We start from the raw sequence: 16,699 nt of genomic DNA, 5'->3' as shown, positions 1-16,699 counted from the left end.
CCTTCGTCCCTTGCGGCGGAGGGCCTTTTTTGCATTCTATTATGATAGGTAAAGGAGACCACGACGATGACTAAGCTTAAGGTTCTTTCTGGCATGCAGCCAAGCGGTCAATTGACCCTCGGTAACTACATCGGCGCGCTGCGCAATTATGTGAAGCTGCAGCATACGCATGAATGCTACTTTATGGTGGTCGATATGCACGCGGTGACTGTTCCGCAGGAGCCAGCTGCATTGAAGGAGCAGTCCGAGTCGGTCGCGGCGTTATACTTGGCTGCGGGCATCGATCCGAAGGCGGCAACTGTGTTCCTGCAGTCAACGGTACCAGCGCACGCCGAGCTCGGCTGGCTGATGACGACCTTGACGTATATGGGCGAGCTGGAGCGGATGACGCAGTTCAAGGACAAGTCGGCTGGCAAGGAGTCGGTGGGCGCTGGCTTGTTCACCTATCCGTCTCTGATGGCAGCTGACATTATGCTGTACAACGCCGATCTCGTACCAGTCGGTGACGATCAGAAGCAGCATCTGGAGCTGACTCGCGATCTCGCGCAACGGTTCAACGGACGGTACGGCGATACGTTCACGATCCCGAAGGGCTATATTCCCGAGGTCGGCGCGCGCATCATGTCGCTGGACGACGCCTCGAAGAAGATGAGCAAGAGCAATCCGAACGCAGGCAGCTACATTGCACTCCTCGACCCTCCCGATGTGATTCGCAAAAAAATTAGCCGTGCTGTGACCGATTCGGGACGCGAGGTTAAGTACGACCCGGCGAATAAGCCTGAGGTCAGTAACCTGATCAGCATCTATTCGGCTGTGACCGATAAGTCGGTTGCCGACATTGAAGCGATGTACGACGGGCAGGGCTACGGTCCGTTCAAGAAGGAGCTGGCTGAGGCGGTCGTCGCACTGATTGAGCCTCTGCAGCAGTCTTATCGCGATATTCGCGAGTCTGGCGAGCTGCACCGTATACTGAAGGAAGGCCAGCAGAAGGCGAGCGAGCTGGCAGAACGTACGTTAAGAGACGTGAAGTCCAAGATGGGCTTCGTTGTGCTGTAGATTGAGTTGAAGCTTGGTACAGAAGAACCGGAAGCGCGAATGCACCTAGCAAAGGTGTGTAACGCGAATCCGGTTCTTTTTGGCATACAGCGAACTCATGAGCGAATGTGCGTCTTAGGAGTTGCGCTTACGCTGCTTCGCCTTCACGATAAAGCCGAAGCCGATGAAGAAGAAGGACACGACGCCTGCCACGACCGCGAGCCAAGGACGTCCTGCTGCCATGAAATAGCTGACCGCGGCGAGCAGCCCGGTGCCGATAAAAGCAAAAAGAAGCGCTAATGGTTTGTTCATATAGAGGGAGACCGCCTTTCTTAACGAATGGTAATGGTTATTGAAACTCTAATTATTTTTTCAAAAGCTGCGTATAAGATTCGGCATGCGGCACATAATAAGCTTGCAAGCTTGCAAATACATCAAAGACATCATCCAATTGAAAGGAGTGCTGAACATGGGTGCAGGACAATCCCGCAGCAGCAACGCTTTGGTAGTACCACAAGCTTCTCAAGCATTGGATCAGTTGAAGTATGAGGTAGCGCAAGAGTTAGGTATCCAAATTCCGCAAGACGGCTACTATGGTTACATGGCAACACGTGACACAGGTGCAATCGGTGGTCACATCACTCGCCGCTTGGTGCAAATCGCCGAGCAAGCGATCGCGGGTCAAGGCCGCTAATCGCTAACCTTGTACGCAGCAATCAGTTTGATATAGCCCAGGGGGAGCTTCTCTCCTTGGGCTTTTCCACGTTGCGCTGCAGCTCGCAGTCAGACAAAAGCGGATGAGCCAAGTGAAAACTTGCTCATCCGCATTTTATCATTAATAGACGTCTACGCGAAGCTTTTTCTCCAGCTTGGATTCACTTACCCATCCGACATAAGAGTCCAGCACGTCGTAGTTCTTATCCATACGAACGACCGCGACGAACGGGTACTGCTTGCGATGCCTGTATCTGACGTCCGCCCAGCGCACCTCGTAGCCCCAGTCATATTCCTTGCATTCGGCGCAGGCGAACGAGGTGAAGTACAAGAACGATGCAATGTTCTTATGCTTCTTCGAGGCGTCGACGGCCGGATGGCTGTCGCAGCTCACGTGGTCTGCCCACTTGATCAGCTTGCTGCGGTATTCTCCTAGACTGAACGAGCCGTCGCTGTTGTGCTTCACGACCTGCCAGTGGTACAAGTGAACGGTAGGAATTAACGTATACGTGTCACCTGGCTTGTAATCCGGATCGTGGCGCTTGAGTCCCCGCTCGAGTCTGTAATGGTCAACCGTCCGCCAGACGTAGTAGGCGGCAATGAGGCTGTACAGCGCCGGGAATACGACGTGAGGCTCGACGAGACGGAACGACCAGAGGAAGATCGCCAGCACATGGGTGGAGAAGATGAACGGGTCAAAAATGTGAATGATGTTCCAGGACACCCACCTTCGAGAGAAGGGGCGCAGCGCCTGTGTGCCATACGTATTGAACAAATCGGTGAAGACGTGAAAGGCGACGGCGATAAACACCCACATCGTCACATGCGCGAGCGGCAGCTCCTCGAACAGAAGACCAAGCGTGCCCGAGATCAAGGCGGTCCATACGAACAGTGCGGGGATGGAATGGGACAAGCCCCGATGGTTCTTCACATATAAAGCGTTGCTCTTAAGGCGAAGCAGCGTATCTGCATCGGGCGCCTGGGAGCCGGCGACTGTGCCGATCAAGACTGCAGTCGCGGTTACCGGATCGGCAGCCACTACAGGATCGATGTAGGCGAGTCCAGCCAAGCCAAGACCGATGACGAGGTGGGTACCGGTATCCATGGATGACCTCCTGTGAGCCGTATTGACCGCGCACCTTTAGCGTACGCATGAGCAGAGGTGCGCAGTCGTTTCTTGTAGTGTATCATTTTATTGGCCAAAATAAAGCTGATCGGAGTGAAAAAGATGTACATTGTGTTTGTCGAGTATCGAATCGAGCCTCAAGCTCTGGAGTTATATGCCGCTTGGGCGGAGCATATGAAGCTACGGGAGCCGCGGCTGCAATTGTTCGAGGGCACGGATCAGCCGGGGTTGTTCGTTGAGCTGTGGAGCGACCTCGCGGAGGAGGCTTACGTCCGAATGAAGCAAATGAGGACCGGCACGGAGGAGCTTGAACCGACGTCCGAAGACACGCAGCTATGGCGTGAGCTGGAGAGGTGGGTCGTTGGGGGTCGGGCAAAAATTCACATCTGGCGTTTCGTATCCAAATAAAGAAGGGAATCCCTCAAAGTTCATGTAATAATTGTTGACATTAAAAACGATGATGCATACAATTTAGGAAGAGAAAGTCGTGTGCCGGTTGTATCGAGTCAAACTAATGTCACTTATTATAACATTTACAAGAGAGCCGTCAGGCGTTGATAGCGTCTCGTAACGGTATGGGGGAGTGGAGAGGTATGGTGGCGGGGACGACTTTCAAGCTGGGGGAAACACGCTCTTCCCATTGCTGCTACTGCAGTATGCAATGTGGACTTGAGGTGCATGCCGCAGAGGGCGGAGCTGGACTTACGATTAAGCCGAGTCCTGATTTTCCGGTGGCGACAGGAAGGCTGTGTCAGAAGGGGCTGAATGCTCATCAGCACGTCTTACATGCGGGCCGCTTGAGCGCTCCTAGGAGTCGCAAGTATGTCGGTGATGCATGGAGTCCGGTTAGCTGGGGCCATGCGCTTGATGAGATTGCCGCAAGTATTGAATCGATTCAGCAGCAATATGGGAAGGATGCCGTGTCCATCTATGGCGGCGGCTCCTTGACGAATGAAGTGTGCTACTTGCTTGGCAAGTTCGCGCGGGTCGGGCTAGGTACCAAGTATATTGACTACAATGGGCGCTACTGCATGTCGTCTGCAGCAGCAGCATCCCACCTAGCCTTCGGTATTGACCGGGGAATGAGTATGCCGCTGTCTGAAATTCCGAAGGCGCAATACATTATATTGGCCGGTACGAATATCGCCGAATGCCAGCCTACGATGATGCCTTATATTATGGAAGCCAAAAAAAATAAAGCCATTATCGTAACGATCGATCCTCGCAATACGATGACGAGCAAGGTGGCGGACATTCATGTCCGTCTGCAGCCTGGCTTCGACTCGGTATTCGTCAACGGGCTGCTGAACGTTATTATTCAGGAGAAGCTGTATGACGAACGATTCGTGAATGATCGGACGAACGGCTTCGCTGAGCTTGCCCGCGCCGTAGAGGTGTATACGCCTGATCGGGTGCAACAAATTACCGGAGTGCTGGAGGGTGTGATCCGCACCGTTGCCCGCGGCTTCGCCAAGGCGAAGACTGGCATCGTGCTTACGGCTCGCGGGCTGGAGCAGCAGGTGAACGGCGTGGAGCATGCGCTCAATTATATGAATCTGAGCTTGCTTACAGGGAAGATCGGCAAGGAGGGCTGCGGCTTCGGCTCTGTTACGGGTCAAGCGAATGGACAGGGCGGCAGAGAGCACGGGCTGAAGGCAGACCAGCTGCCCGGCTACAAGTCGATTGAGGACCCGGAGGCTCGCCGCTACGTAAGCGAGGTGTGGGGCATTCGGGAGGAGGAGCTTCCTCGTAAGGGTGTATCGGCGTACGAGATGCTGCAGAAGGCGGATGCTGGAGAGATTAAGGCGATGATCGTGATCGGCTCGAATCCGGTCGTGTCGAGTCCGAACAGCTCGTTGGTCGAGCGTGCGCTGAGCAAGCTAGAGCTGCTGATCGTCGTCGATATGTTCGAGACGGAGACCGCCGAGTATGCGCATTGGCTGCTGCCTTCGACGTCGTTCCTAGAGGTGGAAGGTACGATGACGAATCTCGAGGGGCGTGTCTTTCATCGCGGTCAGCCGCTGCAGCCTCCGGAAGGCTGCATGTCTGATGTGCAGCTCGTGTGCGAGCTGGCTGAGCGGCTGGGGCGCGGAGCGTATTTTCGCTATGAATCGTCAGAGGACATCTTCAACGAGCTGGCTCGTGCATCCGCTGGCGGTAAGGCGGATTACAGCGGCATTACCTATGATCGTCTGAAGCGGGAGAAGGGGCTATTCTGGCCATGCCCGTCACAGGATCATCCGGGTACGCCGCATATGTTCCGCGATAAGTTCAACCTGCCCGACGGGAAGGCGAAGCTGCATCCGATTACGCCACAGATGCCTGCGGAGCCGGTGGAGCGGGAATATCCTTATGTACTCACCACGGGCAGGCTGCCGAATCACTATTTAAGTGGTACCCAGACGAGGCGCTCCGAGTCGTTGATGAAGAAGGCTCCGGTGCCGGTCGCGGAGATTCACCCTGCACTCGCCCAGAGGCTCGGGATGAGGGTCGGCAGCAAGCTGAGATTGACGAGCAAGCGAGGAGCTCTTGTGTTCGATGTGAAAGTGACGGAGGGTATACATCCGAGGACGATATTCGTGCCGTTCCACTGGGGCGGAGAGCTGTCGATTAATCGGCTGACGAACGATGCGCTGCATCCGATCAGTCGCATGCCTGAATTCAAGATTTGCGCTGTTCGGGCTGAACGGGTAGATTAGCCGTGTAACAGGCTATAGCTTGGCGGGCGGCGCACCGGTTAGGACGGGCGGAGGTGTCTGATGGAGCGAGAGAGTAATTGGCGGATTGAGGGGGCGGCACCTCCTGTGCAGGTTGATGAGGCAGTAAGGCTTATGCTGGAGCATATCGATCGGAAGAAGCTGTCGAGGAAGGAACGAGTGCCGCTCGGTGAAAGTCTCGGGCGAGTACTCGCTTCCAACGTGACCGCGGCGCAGTCTGTGCCTCGATTCGATCGATCGATGATGGATGGCTTCGCTGTGCGGGTAGAGGATGTGCTTGGGGCGAGGTCGGAGTCCCCAGCGAGGCTCAAGGTTGTCGGTTCGGTGAAGGCTGGCGAGGTGCCAGGACGCCCGCTTGCCGAGGGTGAAGCGATACGTATTATGACGGGGGCGATGATTCCGGCTGGAGCGAATGCAGTGTGTCGCTTCGAAGCGACGAAGGGGCGCTTTCGCCCTGATGTCGAGGAGATCGAAGTGCTGGCGCCGCTGAAGCGGGGGGACAACATTTCGTTCCGGGGCGAGGATATTGCAATGGGGAGTGTTGTTCTCGCGGAAGGGAGCCTCATCGGCGCGGCGGAGATCGCAGTGCTCGCGACATTCGGCATATCGGAGGTGGATGTGTTCCGCAGGCCTGTTGTCGGTATCGTTGCAAGCGGAACGGAGCTTATCGATGTCGCGGGTCCGCTGAAGCCGGGACAGATCTATGACTCCAACAGCTACATGCTCGCCGCGCTCATTCGTGAGGCAGGAGGGGTCCCTAGGCAGGTGTTGCCTGTCGCGGATGACGTAGACTCGATCTCCATGGCGATTGGCGACGTACTTGAAGGTGTAGATATGGTCGTCACAACAGGCGGCGTATCGGTTGGCGATACGGACGTCATGCATGCTGTCTATGAGAGGCTGCATGCGAGCACAGTGTTCTGGAAGGTGCTGATGCGTCCTGGCAGCCCGCTGCGCTTTGCGATGAAGGGGGATATTCCCTTCTTCGGTCTGTCCGGCAATGTGGCAGCGTGCTTCGTCAACGCGCAGCTGTTCGTGCTGCCAGCGCTTCGTGCTATGTCTGGATTCAACGGGGCGACGCTTCCGTTCATTCAAGCGAGGCTGGTCACGAAGATGGACCTTGTCCCCATTAAGCCGGTTCGTTTCCTTCGAGCTGAGGCTTATATGGAGGGTAGTGAGCTGAAGGTTGCGATGGCAAGGGGGCAGTCGTCCGGGATGATCGGTAGCTTCATTGGCGCTAACTGCCTCATTCGGCTTAATGGTGGGGCTGCATTGCGGGTTGGCGATACGGTGCCGATCATGGTCTATCGTTCGATTCATATGAAGTGTTGAACAAAGAGGAGCGCGACCTTACGGTCTTGCTCCTCTTTGCTTCATGTACACTATATATTAACGGGCTGTCGGAGCAGTGGCGTAAGGGTACGTGTACTGCAGCTCTTCGTCGAACGTAATATAGTCGAGGTTGACCATTAGCAGCAGGTAGCGCATGCCGGTTTGCGGATCGCTGATGATGATGTGGTCGCGGCCTGCCGCCTCGATGCGTCCTTTGTACACCTTCGCGTTCCATTCGGAGTTGTTCTCGTAAGTCATATAGATCGTCGCCAATTTGCCGAGGTTCAGACGCAAAATATTCTCAATATACGACTGCTCCATTGGAAGCAGCCCTGGCGTTCCCGGCATAGCCGGTGCTTGAGGAACGATCGGCACCCCTTGCGGTGTAATTGGAGTTCCGCTTGGAACAGGAGGGACATAGCCTTGAGCACCTGCAGGAGCAGTCTGCTGAACGACTGGCTGTGCACCTATGTAGCCTGGTTGCTGGCCGCCGTACGGGTTCGCTTTGTAAGGGTTATACATGGTTCGTGAAAACCTCCTCTAAATTATAACTAACACGACTTGATTAGTACGTGTTGTATACACCTGGACAGTTGGCTCCTGTTGGCGAGAAGAAGCAATGCTTCTTGTACCTGCCGGTATTCGGCTGGTTATACCATTGCGCCGGACAAGCGCCGGCAGGACGGAAAAACCACAAGGAGTTGCTGGCGGGATGGTAACGTTCGCCTGCAATGATCTTTTTGGCCAGGCGCACATCCTTATCCCGCGCCTTCTGGTAGAAGTAGCCCTTCTGTGTGGCCTCGAAGCCACCGGGGCTTTGGAACACCATTTGCGGAATCGTCTTGATTGACTTGAAGTCGAGACATCCTGACCGGACGCGATTGACCCCGACATTGCCGACCATCAGCATGCCGAGCTCGCCCTCACCTTCTGCCTCTGCACGCATCAGGCGAGCAAGCATCTTGACGTCATTGGAGTTTGCTTTGATGACTGCCATAGTAGTCATTCACTTCCTTTGCTTTTGCTCAACAGCTTTCGGGCTGCCGCACATATTACAGCCTATGAGGCTACCTTTGTATTCTTGACACCAAATTTAGCGATTTTCTGGAAGTAATGCAGAAGCTTGTCCGAAATTAGGTTAGGTGAAGTGGTTTGTGTCATATAATCTAACATAAGGTATATACACAGGTTCCATGTTATGTTATTATGAAGTTAATAACGTTCTGTTGAAGGTGATGTTCCATTCTGAATGCTGATAGCTGAATAGAGGGGGATGGAAGAACATGATACCGAATATGCTTCCAAGGCAAGATGGAGACCTTATACGGTCTGCGCGTCACTATGAGGACGAGGCCCATAAGAGGAGTCGGAGAGCCGCTGAGGCAGAGCAAGACCCGAAGGCTGCTCAACAGCGCTCGATGAATCGAGCTGCCGCCCGTCTGACGTTCGGAGTCGCAGCCTTAGCGGGCGGTACGGTTCGCCGTGGTCGTCTTGCATCACCGATCTGGATTCAGCTGGCGGAGTGGGAGGAAGGTATGTAGCGTGTTAGAGCTGCTGCCTAACGATACGCAATCCGATGGGCCCGTAAGTGCTTGCCTGACAAGGCAGGCGCTTCGGGCTCGTTTCGCATGCTCCAATGCTTTCTTATATTATGGAACAGTAGCGTTGCATAAAAACTAACACGCGAACAGATTGGACAAATTGTGCTATTATTGTAATAAATAGGTCGTACTCTGTAACAAAAAACTCCTAAAATTAGGGTAACAGGTAGCCCTGTCCAAATCCCTAACTTAGGAGATACGCATGGACAAGGATACACTATTTTCTGCATTTGGTAAATGGGTTGCACCAATAAATCCAAACATCATCCCGAATTGGCAAAGCACGACTACGCTCGACCGTTATGTGAAAAAGCTCGACACCTTAGTCTTTCTGTACATCTTCATCGAAGCACAGTTAGAGAAGCGAAAGGGTCTTCGTTCCATCATGCGAAAGCTGGAGCACGACGAGGAATTTCAAAAGCAACTCGGCATTGCTTCGATCAGTGCATCCCAGTTGTCCCGTAAAAATAATCAACTGGACCCAGAAGTACTTCAAGCCATCCTTTGTAATCTCATTACACAGTTGCATCGAGATGCTAGGCCGATATCAGGGCGCATCGGAACGGTCAAGATTATAGACTCTTCTACGATCAGCGTTTGCCTACAGCGGTATAAATGGGCGACTTTCCGAAAAACGAAAGCAGGCGTGAAACTGCACCTGCGAGTGGCATTTGCTGACCCCGACCATGTTTATCCGGATAAGGCAGTGGTTACGCCTGCAAGGCCCGCAGACCGCAGCCAAATGGACGTCCTGATCGATGAGTCGGACGTCACGTATCTGATGGACCGCGGGTATCTGGACTACGGCAAATACGACAGTTACTGCGAGCGTGGCATTCGATTCGTATCACGATTAAAGGACAATGCTGTTGTCGAAGAAGTGGAAGAACTTTCGGTGAACACAGATTCAGACATCATCCGCGATGTCAAAGTCGTGCTAGGCAAAGCTCACAAGCGCATGCAGCACCCCTTCGTATGATCGTCACCACAGACGGTCGCGGTAATGAGGTCCGTATCATTACGAATCGGTTCGACCTGACGGCAGAAGAGCTTGGTGACCTGTATCGTAGCCGCTGGCAGATCGAGATGTTCTTCCGGTGGGTCAAGCAGAACCTGAAGCTAACCTGTTTTTACGGTGACAGCGAGAACGCAGTGATGAATCAGATTTGGATCTGTTTAATTGCATACTGCTTGCTGCTGCTTATGAAGCTAGAACTGGGAACGAGTCGAACGTTAACGGAACTCATTGAGGCTTTGAAAGAACTCATGTGGCAACCGTGGCTGAGGATGGTCGCAGCAGTAGAGCGAAAACCAAGTCGAACTTCGAGAGGGCGACAGAAGAAACAGAAAGACCAGTAAGTCGCCTAAGTCGAAAAAAACCAATCATCAACTTGAAAAGGATGAATATTACAAATGGACAGCAACTGCCTGTTTCAGGGGTACCCCGTAAGTTTTTGGCCCTTGGAATTTGAAAACTAATTTCTGAATATTCCACCATTTTAGATGTCATGATTTATGCAACGCTACTGATTATGGAAGGGATTCGACAATATTTTGAACAGCGGTCGATGTTATTGTCAAATGGCCTGCGTGTTGATATGATAAGAGTCAAGTTGAGCGGCAAAAGGAGGTTTACAAATTGAAGGAGCATGCACATGCAGGCTTGGATATGGGATCGAATGCATCTGTAGGCGTAGAGGCGGCAGCGGCTGTCGAGTCGACAGAGAGCACATCGGTCAGCTGGAAGGACTTCGTTCAGCTTATTAAGCCAGGCATTATATTTTCTAACTCCATTACGGCGTTCGGCGGCTTCTGGGTAGCTTCCGCATGGCAGGTAGATTGGCTGAAGCTCGTGCTCACCTTGCTCGGTACGGCCCTCGTGATGGCCTCGGGTACGGTATTAAATAACTATTTGGACCGTGACATGGATGCGAAGATGGAGAGCAAGAAGAAGCGCGTACTCGTAACCGGTAAGCTGTCGCCGTCTATTGTGCTTGGCTATGGCATCGTGCTCGGGATTGCCGGACTTGCTGTTCTCTGGTTTCTTGTGAACAGTCCGCTCGCAGCGCTGCTTGGTCTGATCGGTCTCTTCTTATACGTATGGATTTATACCGCTTGGTTCAAGCGTACATCAATATGGAGTACATTCGTAGGCAGCTTCTCCGGAGCAGTGCCTCCGGTGATCGGCTACTGTGCGGTCACGCAGACCTTCGATATGGGTGCGCTCATTCTGTACTTGATCTTGTTCCTCTGGCAGCCGCCGCACTTCTGGGCGCTCGGCATTCGCCGTATGGAGGAGTACCGCGCTGCGGGCTTCCCGCTGCTGCCGGTAGTCAGAGGCACTTATCCGACCAAGATGGCGATGATTCGATATATCGTACTGCTTGTGCCGGTATCGCTATTGCTGTACGTATTTGACTACGTCGGCGAGTTGTATTTCTATGGAGCTGTCATTCTCGGTCTGTATTGGACGTTCCTTAGCTTGAAGGGCTTCAATGCGGAGGACGAGAATCAATGGGCGAAGAAGATGTTCATTGTGTCCATTAATTATTTGACGCTGCTCTTCATTATTATGGTGATCAGCACAACGCCTGTACAGGCCAGCTGATTATGGACCGTTTGTTTAATCCCATGCCGCAGCTGTGGCTTGGGATTTTATTTTACACTTTTTGCACGATACCATGAACTGAACGAAGGAGGAGTAACAGATGCCGAGCAGGCTGTTCCAAACAGTTGTCATCGTATTGCTTGTTGGCTTAATCGCGGTATTCGCTTACATGCTCATGAAGGGACCAGAGGAGAAGATCGGGGTGCTGAAGAAGGCGCCTGACTTCACTCTAACCAATCTGGATGGTAAGGAGGTATCGCTCGCAGATACAGCGGGGAAGGCGAAGCTCGTATACTTCTTCTTCTCGACATGTCCGGATGTGTGTCCGCCTTCGACGTACACACTGTCGAAGATTCAGAACGTTCTGAAGGACAAAGGGGCGTTCGGCTCGAAGACGGCTCTCATGTCCATCACATTCGACCCGACGAAGGATACGCCGGAGCGGCTGAAGGAATTCGCGGATCGCTATAATCCAGACTATAGCGCCTGGTACTTCCTCCGGGGAGAGGAGAAGGCGACGATCGAGCTTGCCGAGAAGTTCGGCGTACTTGTTGCGAAGGACCCGCAGGGCGACAGCTGGACGCACAGCAACCTGTTCCTGCTAGTCGATGGCAAGGGAGACCTGCGTACGTACTACAGCGCGCATGACGAGGATCTCGACGTCGAGAAGGTTGCGAACGACTTAATTCGGATTAGCAAAGAAAAATAATCGGCGAATCGAGGTGCTTATACCTTGGGCATATTTACTCATATTCTGTTAAACAACGTCATTCCGCTGACCATTATGATTGCGCTCGGTGCTCTTTTGTACCGAGCGTTTCAATTGGATATTAAGACGCTGTCGAAGCTGAACTTTTATTTATTCGCACCGGCTATCGTGTTCAAGATGCTGTATGAATCTGAGCTGTCGATGTCGCTGATCGGGCAGACGCTGCTGTTCTTTTTTATCTTTTTTGCCGCGTTGTACATCATGATGGAGATTGTGATACGTGTGCGCGGCTACAAGGGCGGCATGGTGCCAGCTGCGCGTAATACGGTGCTTTTCTATAACAGCGCTAACTATGCGATTCCGCTGAACCAGCTTGTGTTCGTCGGTGATCCGTTCACGCTGTCGATTCAGATTATTATTATGATGATGCAGAGCTTGATTCCGAATACATACGGCATCTATGCGGTCAACTCGGCCAAGACGAACGATTGGAGGAAGTCGGTCCGCACCATCTTATCGATGCCGGTCATCTATGTCATCCCGATTGCCTTCTTGATGCGCGGCTTCGAGATTCCGATTCCTGCGCCAATCTACACGCCGATCAATTATATATCGAATGCCTTCATCGCGACTGCACTCATTACGCTTGGGGTGCAGCTGGGCAGCATGAAGTGGAAGCTCAATTTCTCCGACGTGCTGCTGTCGAACGTGCTGAGGCTGTGCGTAGCACCGCTAATCGGCTTCGGTATTGTGCTGCTGCTTGGGATCGAAGGCTTGATGGCGAAGGCGCTGGTGTTGTCCTGTGCGGTGCCGACCTCGCTCAGCTCGGTGCTGCTCGCCGTCGAGTATGACAATGAGCCGGAGTTCACGTCACAGGTTGTGTTCTCATCCACTGTTTTTAGTATATTCACCGTATCGCTTGTCATTTATTTGATGCAATTCATAGGTTAATCGTTATTAGAAAGCCGGCTCAGCAGGAGGGTACAAGATGAACTCCTCGAGACCGGCTTTTTCGAGCTGCTGGATCAGATATTCATCCGGCGTACCCTCCACGCCCGCATAGCCCCGCCGCGTATAGATCTGTTCAGCGTCTGGGAACGTATCCCGCAGCACGCCGCGAATTTTTTTACCTGACGAATCATTATCAGTGAACAAGTAGACGTCGCGATCGCCGATCGTTTTCTTCAGCTGCTCCAGCTTGTCCGTATTCAACGTGCCGAACGTGCACACGATGAGGATGTCCTCCTTGAGTAGCCGCTTAAGCCGGCTCTTATCGTTCTTTCCTTCGACAACGATGGCAATCGACATCACAATCCCCCGCATTCCGTTCAATATGTTGAGCTTTATATGTAGTATAACCCGTTATGGTGTCTGTTCCAATCCGAGTCTTCACGTATTTCCCAGGAAATTGTCGAAGTCAGCGTTGTTGGATGACAAAAAAATCCCCGCCTAACTCCCGCAAGACGGGATAAGGCGAGGATTCGGTTCAAGCTGACTGCTTATGAATGAGTCCTAGTTGATGAACGATGCCTTCACGAGCAAGCGCTGCAGCATTGTAGCGGATTGTGCACGAGTCGCATCCATGCGTGCACCCAGTGTGCTGTCTGTCATACCGTCTACAACGCCCGCTTCAATCGCTGTGGCAAGCTCTTGCTTCGCCCAGACGATGGAGCTTGCATCCTTGTACTTGGCAAGTAACGCTGCCTGGCGGGAAGCTGTAACGTCCGGCTTGGCACCGGCATAGTCGAGTGCACGGACGACCATAGCTGCGAGCTCCTCGCGCTTGATCGTTGCATTCGGACGGAACGTGCCGTCCTCGTAGCCTTCAACGAGCTTCGCCTTCACCGCAGCAGCGACGACGCCGGCATGCCAATCGCTAGCGGCTACGTCCTTGAAGCTGCTGGAGCTTCCGGATGATGTCGTAAGACCAAGCGCGCGTACGACGAGAGCGGCGAATTCTGCGCGCGTAATGCTGCGCTCTGGCTCGAACGTTGTAGCAGTTACGCCATCGACGACAAGCTTATTCGCGAGCAGCTTAATGGTCGCCTCGGACCAGTGTCCGCCGATGTCAGAGAAGCTCTTGTTCAGCTTGATGATTGCATACATGCTGTTGCCGTTACGCTTCAGCAGCGCTTCCTTACCGGAGAACAGCGTAGGCACGAAGCTGAGCTTCTTCGTCGACGGGTCGTACAGGACGCCTGTCGTCTGAGCCTTGTTTGCTTCCTCGGCAAGAGGTAAGACACGGCTTACGTAATGGTTGCCGAAGTCTACGGACGTTGTCTTGTCCTCCTTGCCAACTGCTGCCAGCTCGAAGTCAACCGGCTTCACGAGCACCTCTGCTCCTAGCTGCTTGGCTGCGTCCGCAACGCCTTCTGCCTCCATCTCTGTCGCTTGGCGAATCGTAGCCTTCAGCTTCAGCTCGCTGATCGAGGTGTCGAGCTGCTCGCCAAGCTCCTTCAGCTTCAGCGACTTCAGTGGAATGTTGTATGTGCCGTTGTCATTCATAATGCGCAGCACCTTGGAGGAGCTAGTGACGAAGCTCTCAAGCGCACTCGCCGGGATGAGCACCGTATCGTCGCTAATATCAAGAGTGACGATGTCGTACTTCTCAAATGAGCTCTTCAGCTGGTCAGCGCTCACGCTGCCTCCAGAGCCGACGCTGATCGTGTCGGAGCTCGATGGCGTTCCGCCGCCTCCCCAGCAGCAGCCGCTGTCGGAGCTGTCATCTGAATCGTACGATTGATACACTGTGCTGTACACGGAGTCGGCGACATTGAAGCCTTCACCCGTAGGTCCGAGCACTCGAATGTATGAATGGCTGCCAAGTCCGTTCAGGCTGAACAAATATTCGTACACATTGCTGTATACGCTGTATGTAGCCGTCGTGACACCGAGCTGCTTGCCGCTTGCATCGTACACATAGACGGACGGGGTGACAGCTGGGCTGTAGACACTCGAATACACCGTACCGGTGACCGTCCCGTTTTTGTATACGAGATCCTTGAAGCCGGCGGCGAGCGCCATGACAGGTACGACCATCGACATCACGAGAATAATAGCGGTCAATTGTGCGATCTTACTTACAGCAGGGCGTTTCAAGAATAGCTCACTCCTATCTTTGTATGAACTGGACGATCAACGTGAGACTCGCTTCTTTCGCACGTGTCACACGGCATATACCTCCTTTCTGTACGATTGTCCCTTACATGCTTCGGACTGTGAAGCCAGAATACGACCGTACTTCCATCATCATCCATGGAAAAAATACAGTGACTACAATTGCAGCCCGAAGGTAATGCCGTATCCTTTAACGCAAGGTAGCTCACAAAAGTTTCTATTAAATACCATATTTGGACTTATGTCCTACGAAAACAGGACCATCCTCCTGAAACGCCAAGCAAGCGCAGCCCTCGATAACGAAGGCGTGCGCTTGGGTCTCAGTGCTCTGTACTAGATGAAAGAACAGGCTGTCTCGTCTAAGCTACGCAGCAGCTTGTATAGGCGTAAAGGCCCGCTTCAGCGGAATAACGGCGAGCGCCAGCATGAGGAGCAGGAACGCTATGAAGTATGGGGACAGCTGCTCTCGCACCTGTCCTGCGACGATCGGGCCGATGAAGGCGCCGAGCGAATAAGAGATCGCCAGCACGGAGAAGATGCGTCCGTAACGGCTTGAGCTCGTCACAACGGCAAGGAACGAAGCGATCGCAGGGAAGATGATGCCCTTGGCCATTCCAATCAAGATCAAGGAGGCTGACATCGGTAACGACCAACGTATCGACATGCCGAAGAAGACTAGCGCCAGGCACAAGGTGCCGAACGATACGCGTAAGAGTGGATTCACCTTGTTCAGGAACAGCATGCTGAGCGTAACAAGCGAGCCAAGGCTGACGAGCGAGAAGAAGATGCCGGACGTCATGATCGAGCGCTGCGTCTCCTTCATGAGCGGCAGCTCGAAGAACAGAATACCCTGCGAGCAGGAGAGCGCCAGCGGTATGGCGAAGAACAGCCAGGACATCGGCTCCTCTTGCGCTATACTTGGCTTGCCTGCGGCATTCAGCCGCCCGCTCTTGTCCGTAGCAGTCATACCTTCATGCGGCACGCTGGTGACCGGAACAGGAGGAGCTGCAGGCACTTCCTTAACGAAGATCCACGCGAGCAGTCCGGTCGCAATCAAGCCCCAGCCGAGCACAATGAACGATAGCTCGAAGCCGTACTGCGCTACCATATAGGCGCCAGCTGCTGGGCTCAGCACAGAGGCGAGCGTGTGCACCATGCCGTTGCCGCTCATCAGCTTGCCCTGCTGCACGCGGTCTCGTGCAAGCTTGGCCAGCATCGACAGGCAGGCAGGCGACAGGAAGGCGAGTACGAAGCCGCTGACCGAGCGAATGGCGAGCAGCTGCCAAGGGCTGTCGACGTGAGATTGCAGCAGCAGCAACACGCCGGCCGTAATGAGGCTGAACAGTATAAATATTTTGCTGCCATATCGGTCGACACCGTAGCCGGCAAGCACATTGCCCGGCAGATGCGTGATGGAATAGACGCCAAGAATAAGCCCGATGAACGAGGGTGCGGCTCCGAGTGATATCGCGAACGGAGACAGAATCGGATATTGCGCGTGCAGATCGAAGATGGCGACGAACATGAACAAGTATAGCCATACTGCCGTTTTCATTGGGTCACCCCTTTGCTTAATTGATAATTGCCGCTGCAGCAGGCGGGTTGTCCGCACGACCGTTCCTTATACGCATACGCCGGACAGGCCGAAGTTAGTACAACGATGAAGGGTGTTAATTGTTCATAGGGTCAATTACTTGCGATGTGAACAACTGTCGCAGCTCGTGCGAATGTAAAAAAAAG

The 16,699-nt window shown here is 53.4% G+C and carries 18 protein-coding genes and 1 other annotated feature (1 of these 19 only partly in view); of the genes, 11 read left to right on the top strand and 7 right to left on the bottom strand.

Annotation, left to right across the window (positions count from 1 at the left end; genetic code table 11):
• Positions 1-14 (top strand) — a binding site (T-box leader) (it extends 267 nt beyond the left edge of the window).
• 52 nt (positions 15-66) lie between these two features.
• Positions 67-1,056 (top strand): tryptophan--tRNA ligase, encoded by a 990-nt coding sequence (gene trpS / locus PAE68_RS18530; protein WP_281889428.1) that lies wholly within the window; start codon positions 67-69, stop codon positions 1,054-1,056.
• 114 nt (positions 1,057-1,170) lie between these two features.
• Here the strand turns inward: trpS and PAE68_RS18525 are convergent, their stop codons facing one another.
• Positions 1,171-1,347, bottom strand: a complete 177-nt coding sequence (locus PAE68_RS18525) for a hypothetical protein (RefSeq protein ID WP_281889426.1) — start codon at positions 1,345-1,347, stop codon at positions 1,171-1,173.
• Between the two features lie 157 nt (positions 1,348-1,504).
• Between PAE68_RS18525 and PAE68_RS18520 the strand changes: the two genes are divergently transcribed.
• Positions 1,505-1,729, top strand: a complete 225-nt coding sequence (locus tag PAE68_RS18520; RefSeq protein ID WP_281889424.1) for an alpha/beta-type small acid-soluble spore protein — start codon at positions 1,505-1,507, stop codon at positions 1,727-1,729.
• Between the two features lie 141 nt (positions 1,730-1,870).
• Here PAE68_RS18520 and PAE68_RS18515 read toward each other — a convergent pair whose 3' ends face one another.
• Positions 1,871-2,854: a metal-dependent hydrolase gene (locus PAE68_RS18515; protein WP_281889422.1), complete on the bottom strand. Its 984-nt coding sequence runs from the start codon at positions 2,852-2,854 to the stop codon at positions 1,871-1,873.
• Positions 2,855-2,977: 123 nt separating this feature from the next.
• Here PAE68_RS18515 and PAE68_RS18510 point away from each other — a divergent pair, with 123 nt between their 5' ends.
• The 3 genes from PAE68_RS18510 to PAE68_RS18500 all read left to right on the top strand — a co-directional run bounded on the left by PAE68_RS18510 (position 2,978) and on the right by PAE68_RS18500 (position 6,924).
• A complete protein-coding gene (locus PAE68_RS18510; protein ID WP_281889420.1) occupies positions 2,978-3,283 on the top strand; it encodes a hypothetical protein in 306 nt (101 codons plus the stop codon).
• Positions 3,284-3,429: 146 nt separating this feature from the next.
• Complete coding sequence (locus PAE68_RS18505; protein ID WP_281889419.1) at positions 3,430-5,574, top strand: molybdopterin oxidoreductase family protein; 2,145 nt, start codon at positions 3,430-3,432, stop codon at positions 5,572-5,574.
• Positions 5,575-5,634: 60 nt separating this feature from the next.
• A complete protein-coding gene (locus PAE68_RS18500; protein WP_281889417.1) occupies positions 5,635-6,924 on the top strand; it encodes a molybdopterin molybdotransferase MoeA in 1,290 nt (429 codons plus the stop codon).
• A 57-nt stretch (positions 6,925-6,981) separates the two neighbouring features.
• Here the strand turns inward: PAE68_RS18500 and gerQ are convergent, their stop codons facing one another.
• Positions 6,982-7,446 carry a spore coat protein GerQ gene (gene gerQ / locus PAE68_RS18495; protein ID WP_281889415.1) on the bottom strand — a complete coding sequence of 155 codons (465 nt, stop codon included), beginning with the start codon at positions 7,444-7,446 and terminating at the stop codon, positions 6,982-6,984.
• 43 nt (positions 7,447-7,489) lie between these two features.
• Positions 7,490-7,921: a cell wall hydrolase gene (locus PAE68_RS18490; RefSeq protein ID WP_281889413.1), complete on the bottom strand. Its 432-nt coding sequence runs from the start codon at positions 7,919-7,921 to the stop codon at positions 7,490-7,492.
• Positions 7,922-8,207: 286 nt separating this feature from the next.
• On the opposite strand from PAE68_RS18490, the gene PAE68_RS18485 reads away from it, so the two are divergent.
• The 6 genes from PAE68_RS18485 to PAE68_RS18460 all read left to right on the top strand — a co-directional run bounded on the left by PAE68_RS18485 (position 8,208) and on the right by PAE68_RS18460 (position 12,793).
• Entirely contained in the window at positions 8,208-8,465 is a 258-nt protein-coding gene (locus PAE68_RS18485) for a hypothetical protein (RefSeq protein WP_281889412.1), read from the top strand.
• A gap of 262 nt (positions 8,466-8,727) precedes the next feature.
• A complete protein-coding gene (locus PAE68_RS18480; protein WP_281886576.1) occupies positions 8,728-9,504 on the top strand; it encodes an IS4 family transposase in 777 nt (258 codons plus the stop codon).
• Positions 9,501-9,884 carry a transposase gene (locus PAE68_RS18475; protein ID WP_281884708.1) on the top strand — a complete coding sequence of 128 codons (384 nt, stop codon included), beginning with the start codon at positions 9,501-9,503 and terminating at the stop codon, positions 9,882-9,884. The genes PAE68_RS18480 and PAE68_RS18475 overlap by 4 nt, the downstream gene beginning before the upstream one ends.
• 310 nt (positions 9,885-10,194) lie before the next feature.
• Positions 10,195-11,133 (top strand): heme o synthase, encoded by a 939-nt coding sequence (cyoE, locus tag PAE68_RS18470; RefSeq protein ID WP_281891141.1) that lies wholly within the window; start codon positions 10,195-10,197, stop codon positions 11,131-11,133.
• Between the two features lie 100 nt (positions 11,134-11,233).
• A complete protein-coding gene (locus PAE68_RS18465) occupies positions 11,234-11,842 on the top strand; it encodes an SCO family protein (protein WP_281889410.1) in 609 nt (202 codons plus the stop codon).
• Positions 11,843-11,866: 24 nt separating this feature from the next.
• The gene (locus tag PAE68_RS18460; RefSeq protein WP_281889408.1) at positions 11,867-12,793 is read left to right on the top strand and encodes an AEC family transporter; all 927 of its coding nucleotides are present in this window, start codon (positions 11,867-11,869) and stop codon (positions 12,791-12,793) included.
• A gap of 6 nt (positions 12,794-12,799) precedes the next feature.
• On the opposite strand, the gene PAE68_RS18455 is transcribed toward PAE68_RS18460, so the two are convergent.
• The 3 genes from PAE68_RS18455 to PAE68_RS18445 all read right to left on the bottom strand — a co-directional run bounded on the left by PAE68_RS18455 (position 12,800) and on the right by PAE68_RS18445 (position 16,514).
• Complete coding sequence (locus PAE68_RS18455; RefSeq protein ID WP_281889406.1) at positions 12,800-13,150, bottom strand: ribonuclease M5; 351 nt, start codon at positions 13,148-13,150, stop codon at positions 12,800-12,802.
• A gap of 204 nt (positions 13,151-13,354) precedes the next feature.
• The gene (locus PAE68_RS18450) at positions 13,355-14,941 is read right to left on the bottom strand and encodes an S-layer homology domain-containing protein (protein WP_281889405.1); all 1,587 of its coding nucleotides are present in this window, start codon (positions 14,939-14,941) and stop codon (positions 13,355-13,357) included.
• Positions 14,942-15,323: 382 nt separating this feature from the next.
• Positions 15,324-16,514, bottom strand: coding sequence for an MFS transporter (locus PAE68_RS18445; RefSeq protein ID WP_281889403.1), 1,191 nt, complete (start codon positions 16,512-16,514; stop codon positions 15,324-15,326).
• Positions 16,515-16,699: the final 185 nt, after the last annotated feature.

The sequence above is a fragment of the Paenibacillus sp. YYML68 genome (assembly GCF_027923405.1).
Taxonomy (GTDB): Bacteria; Bacillota; Bacilli; order Paenibacillales; family NBRC-103111; genus Paenibacillus_G.
This window is presented reverse-complemented; position numbering and strand designations above follow the sequence as displayed.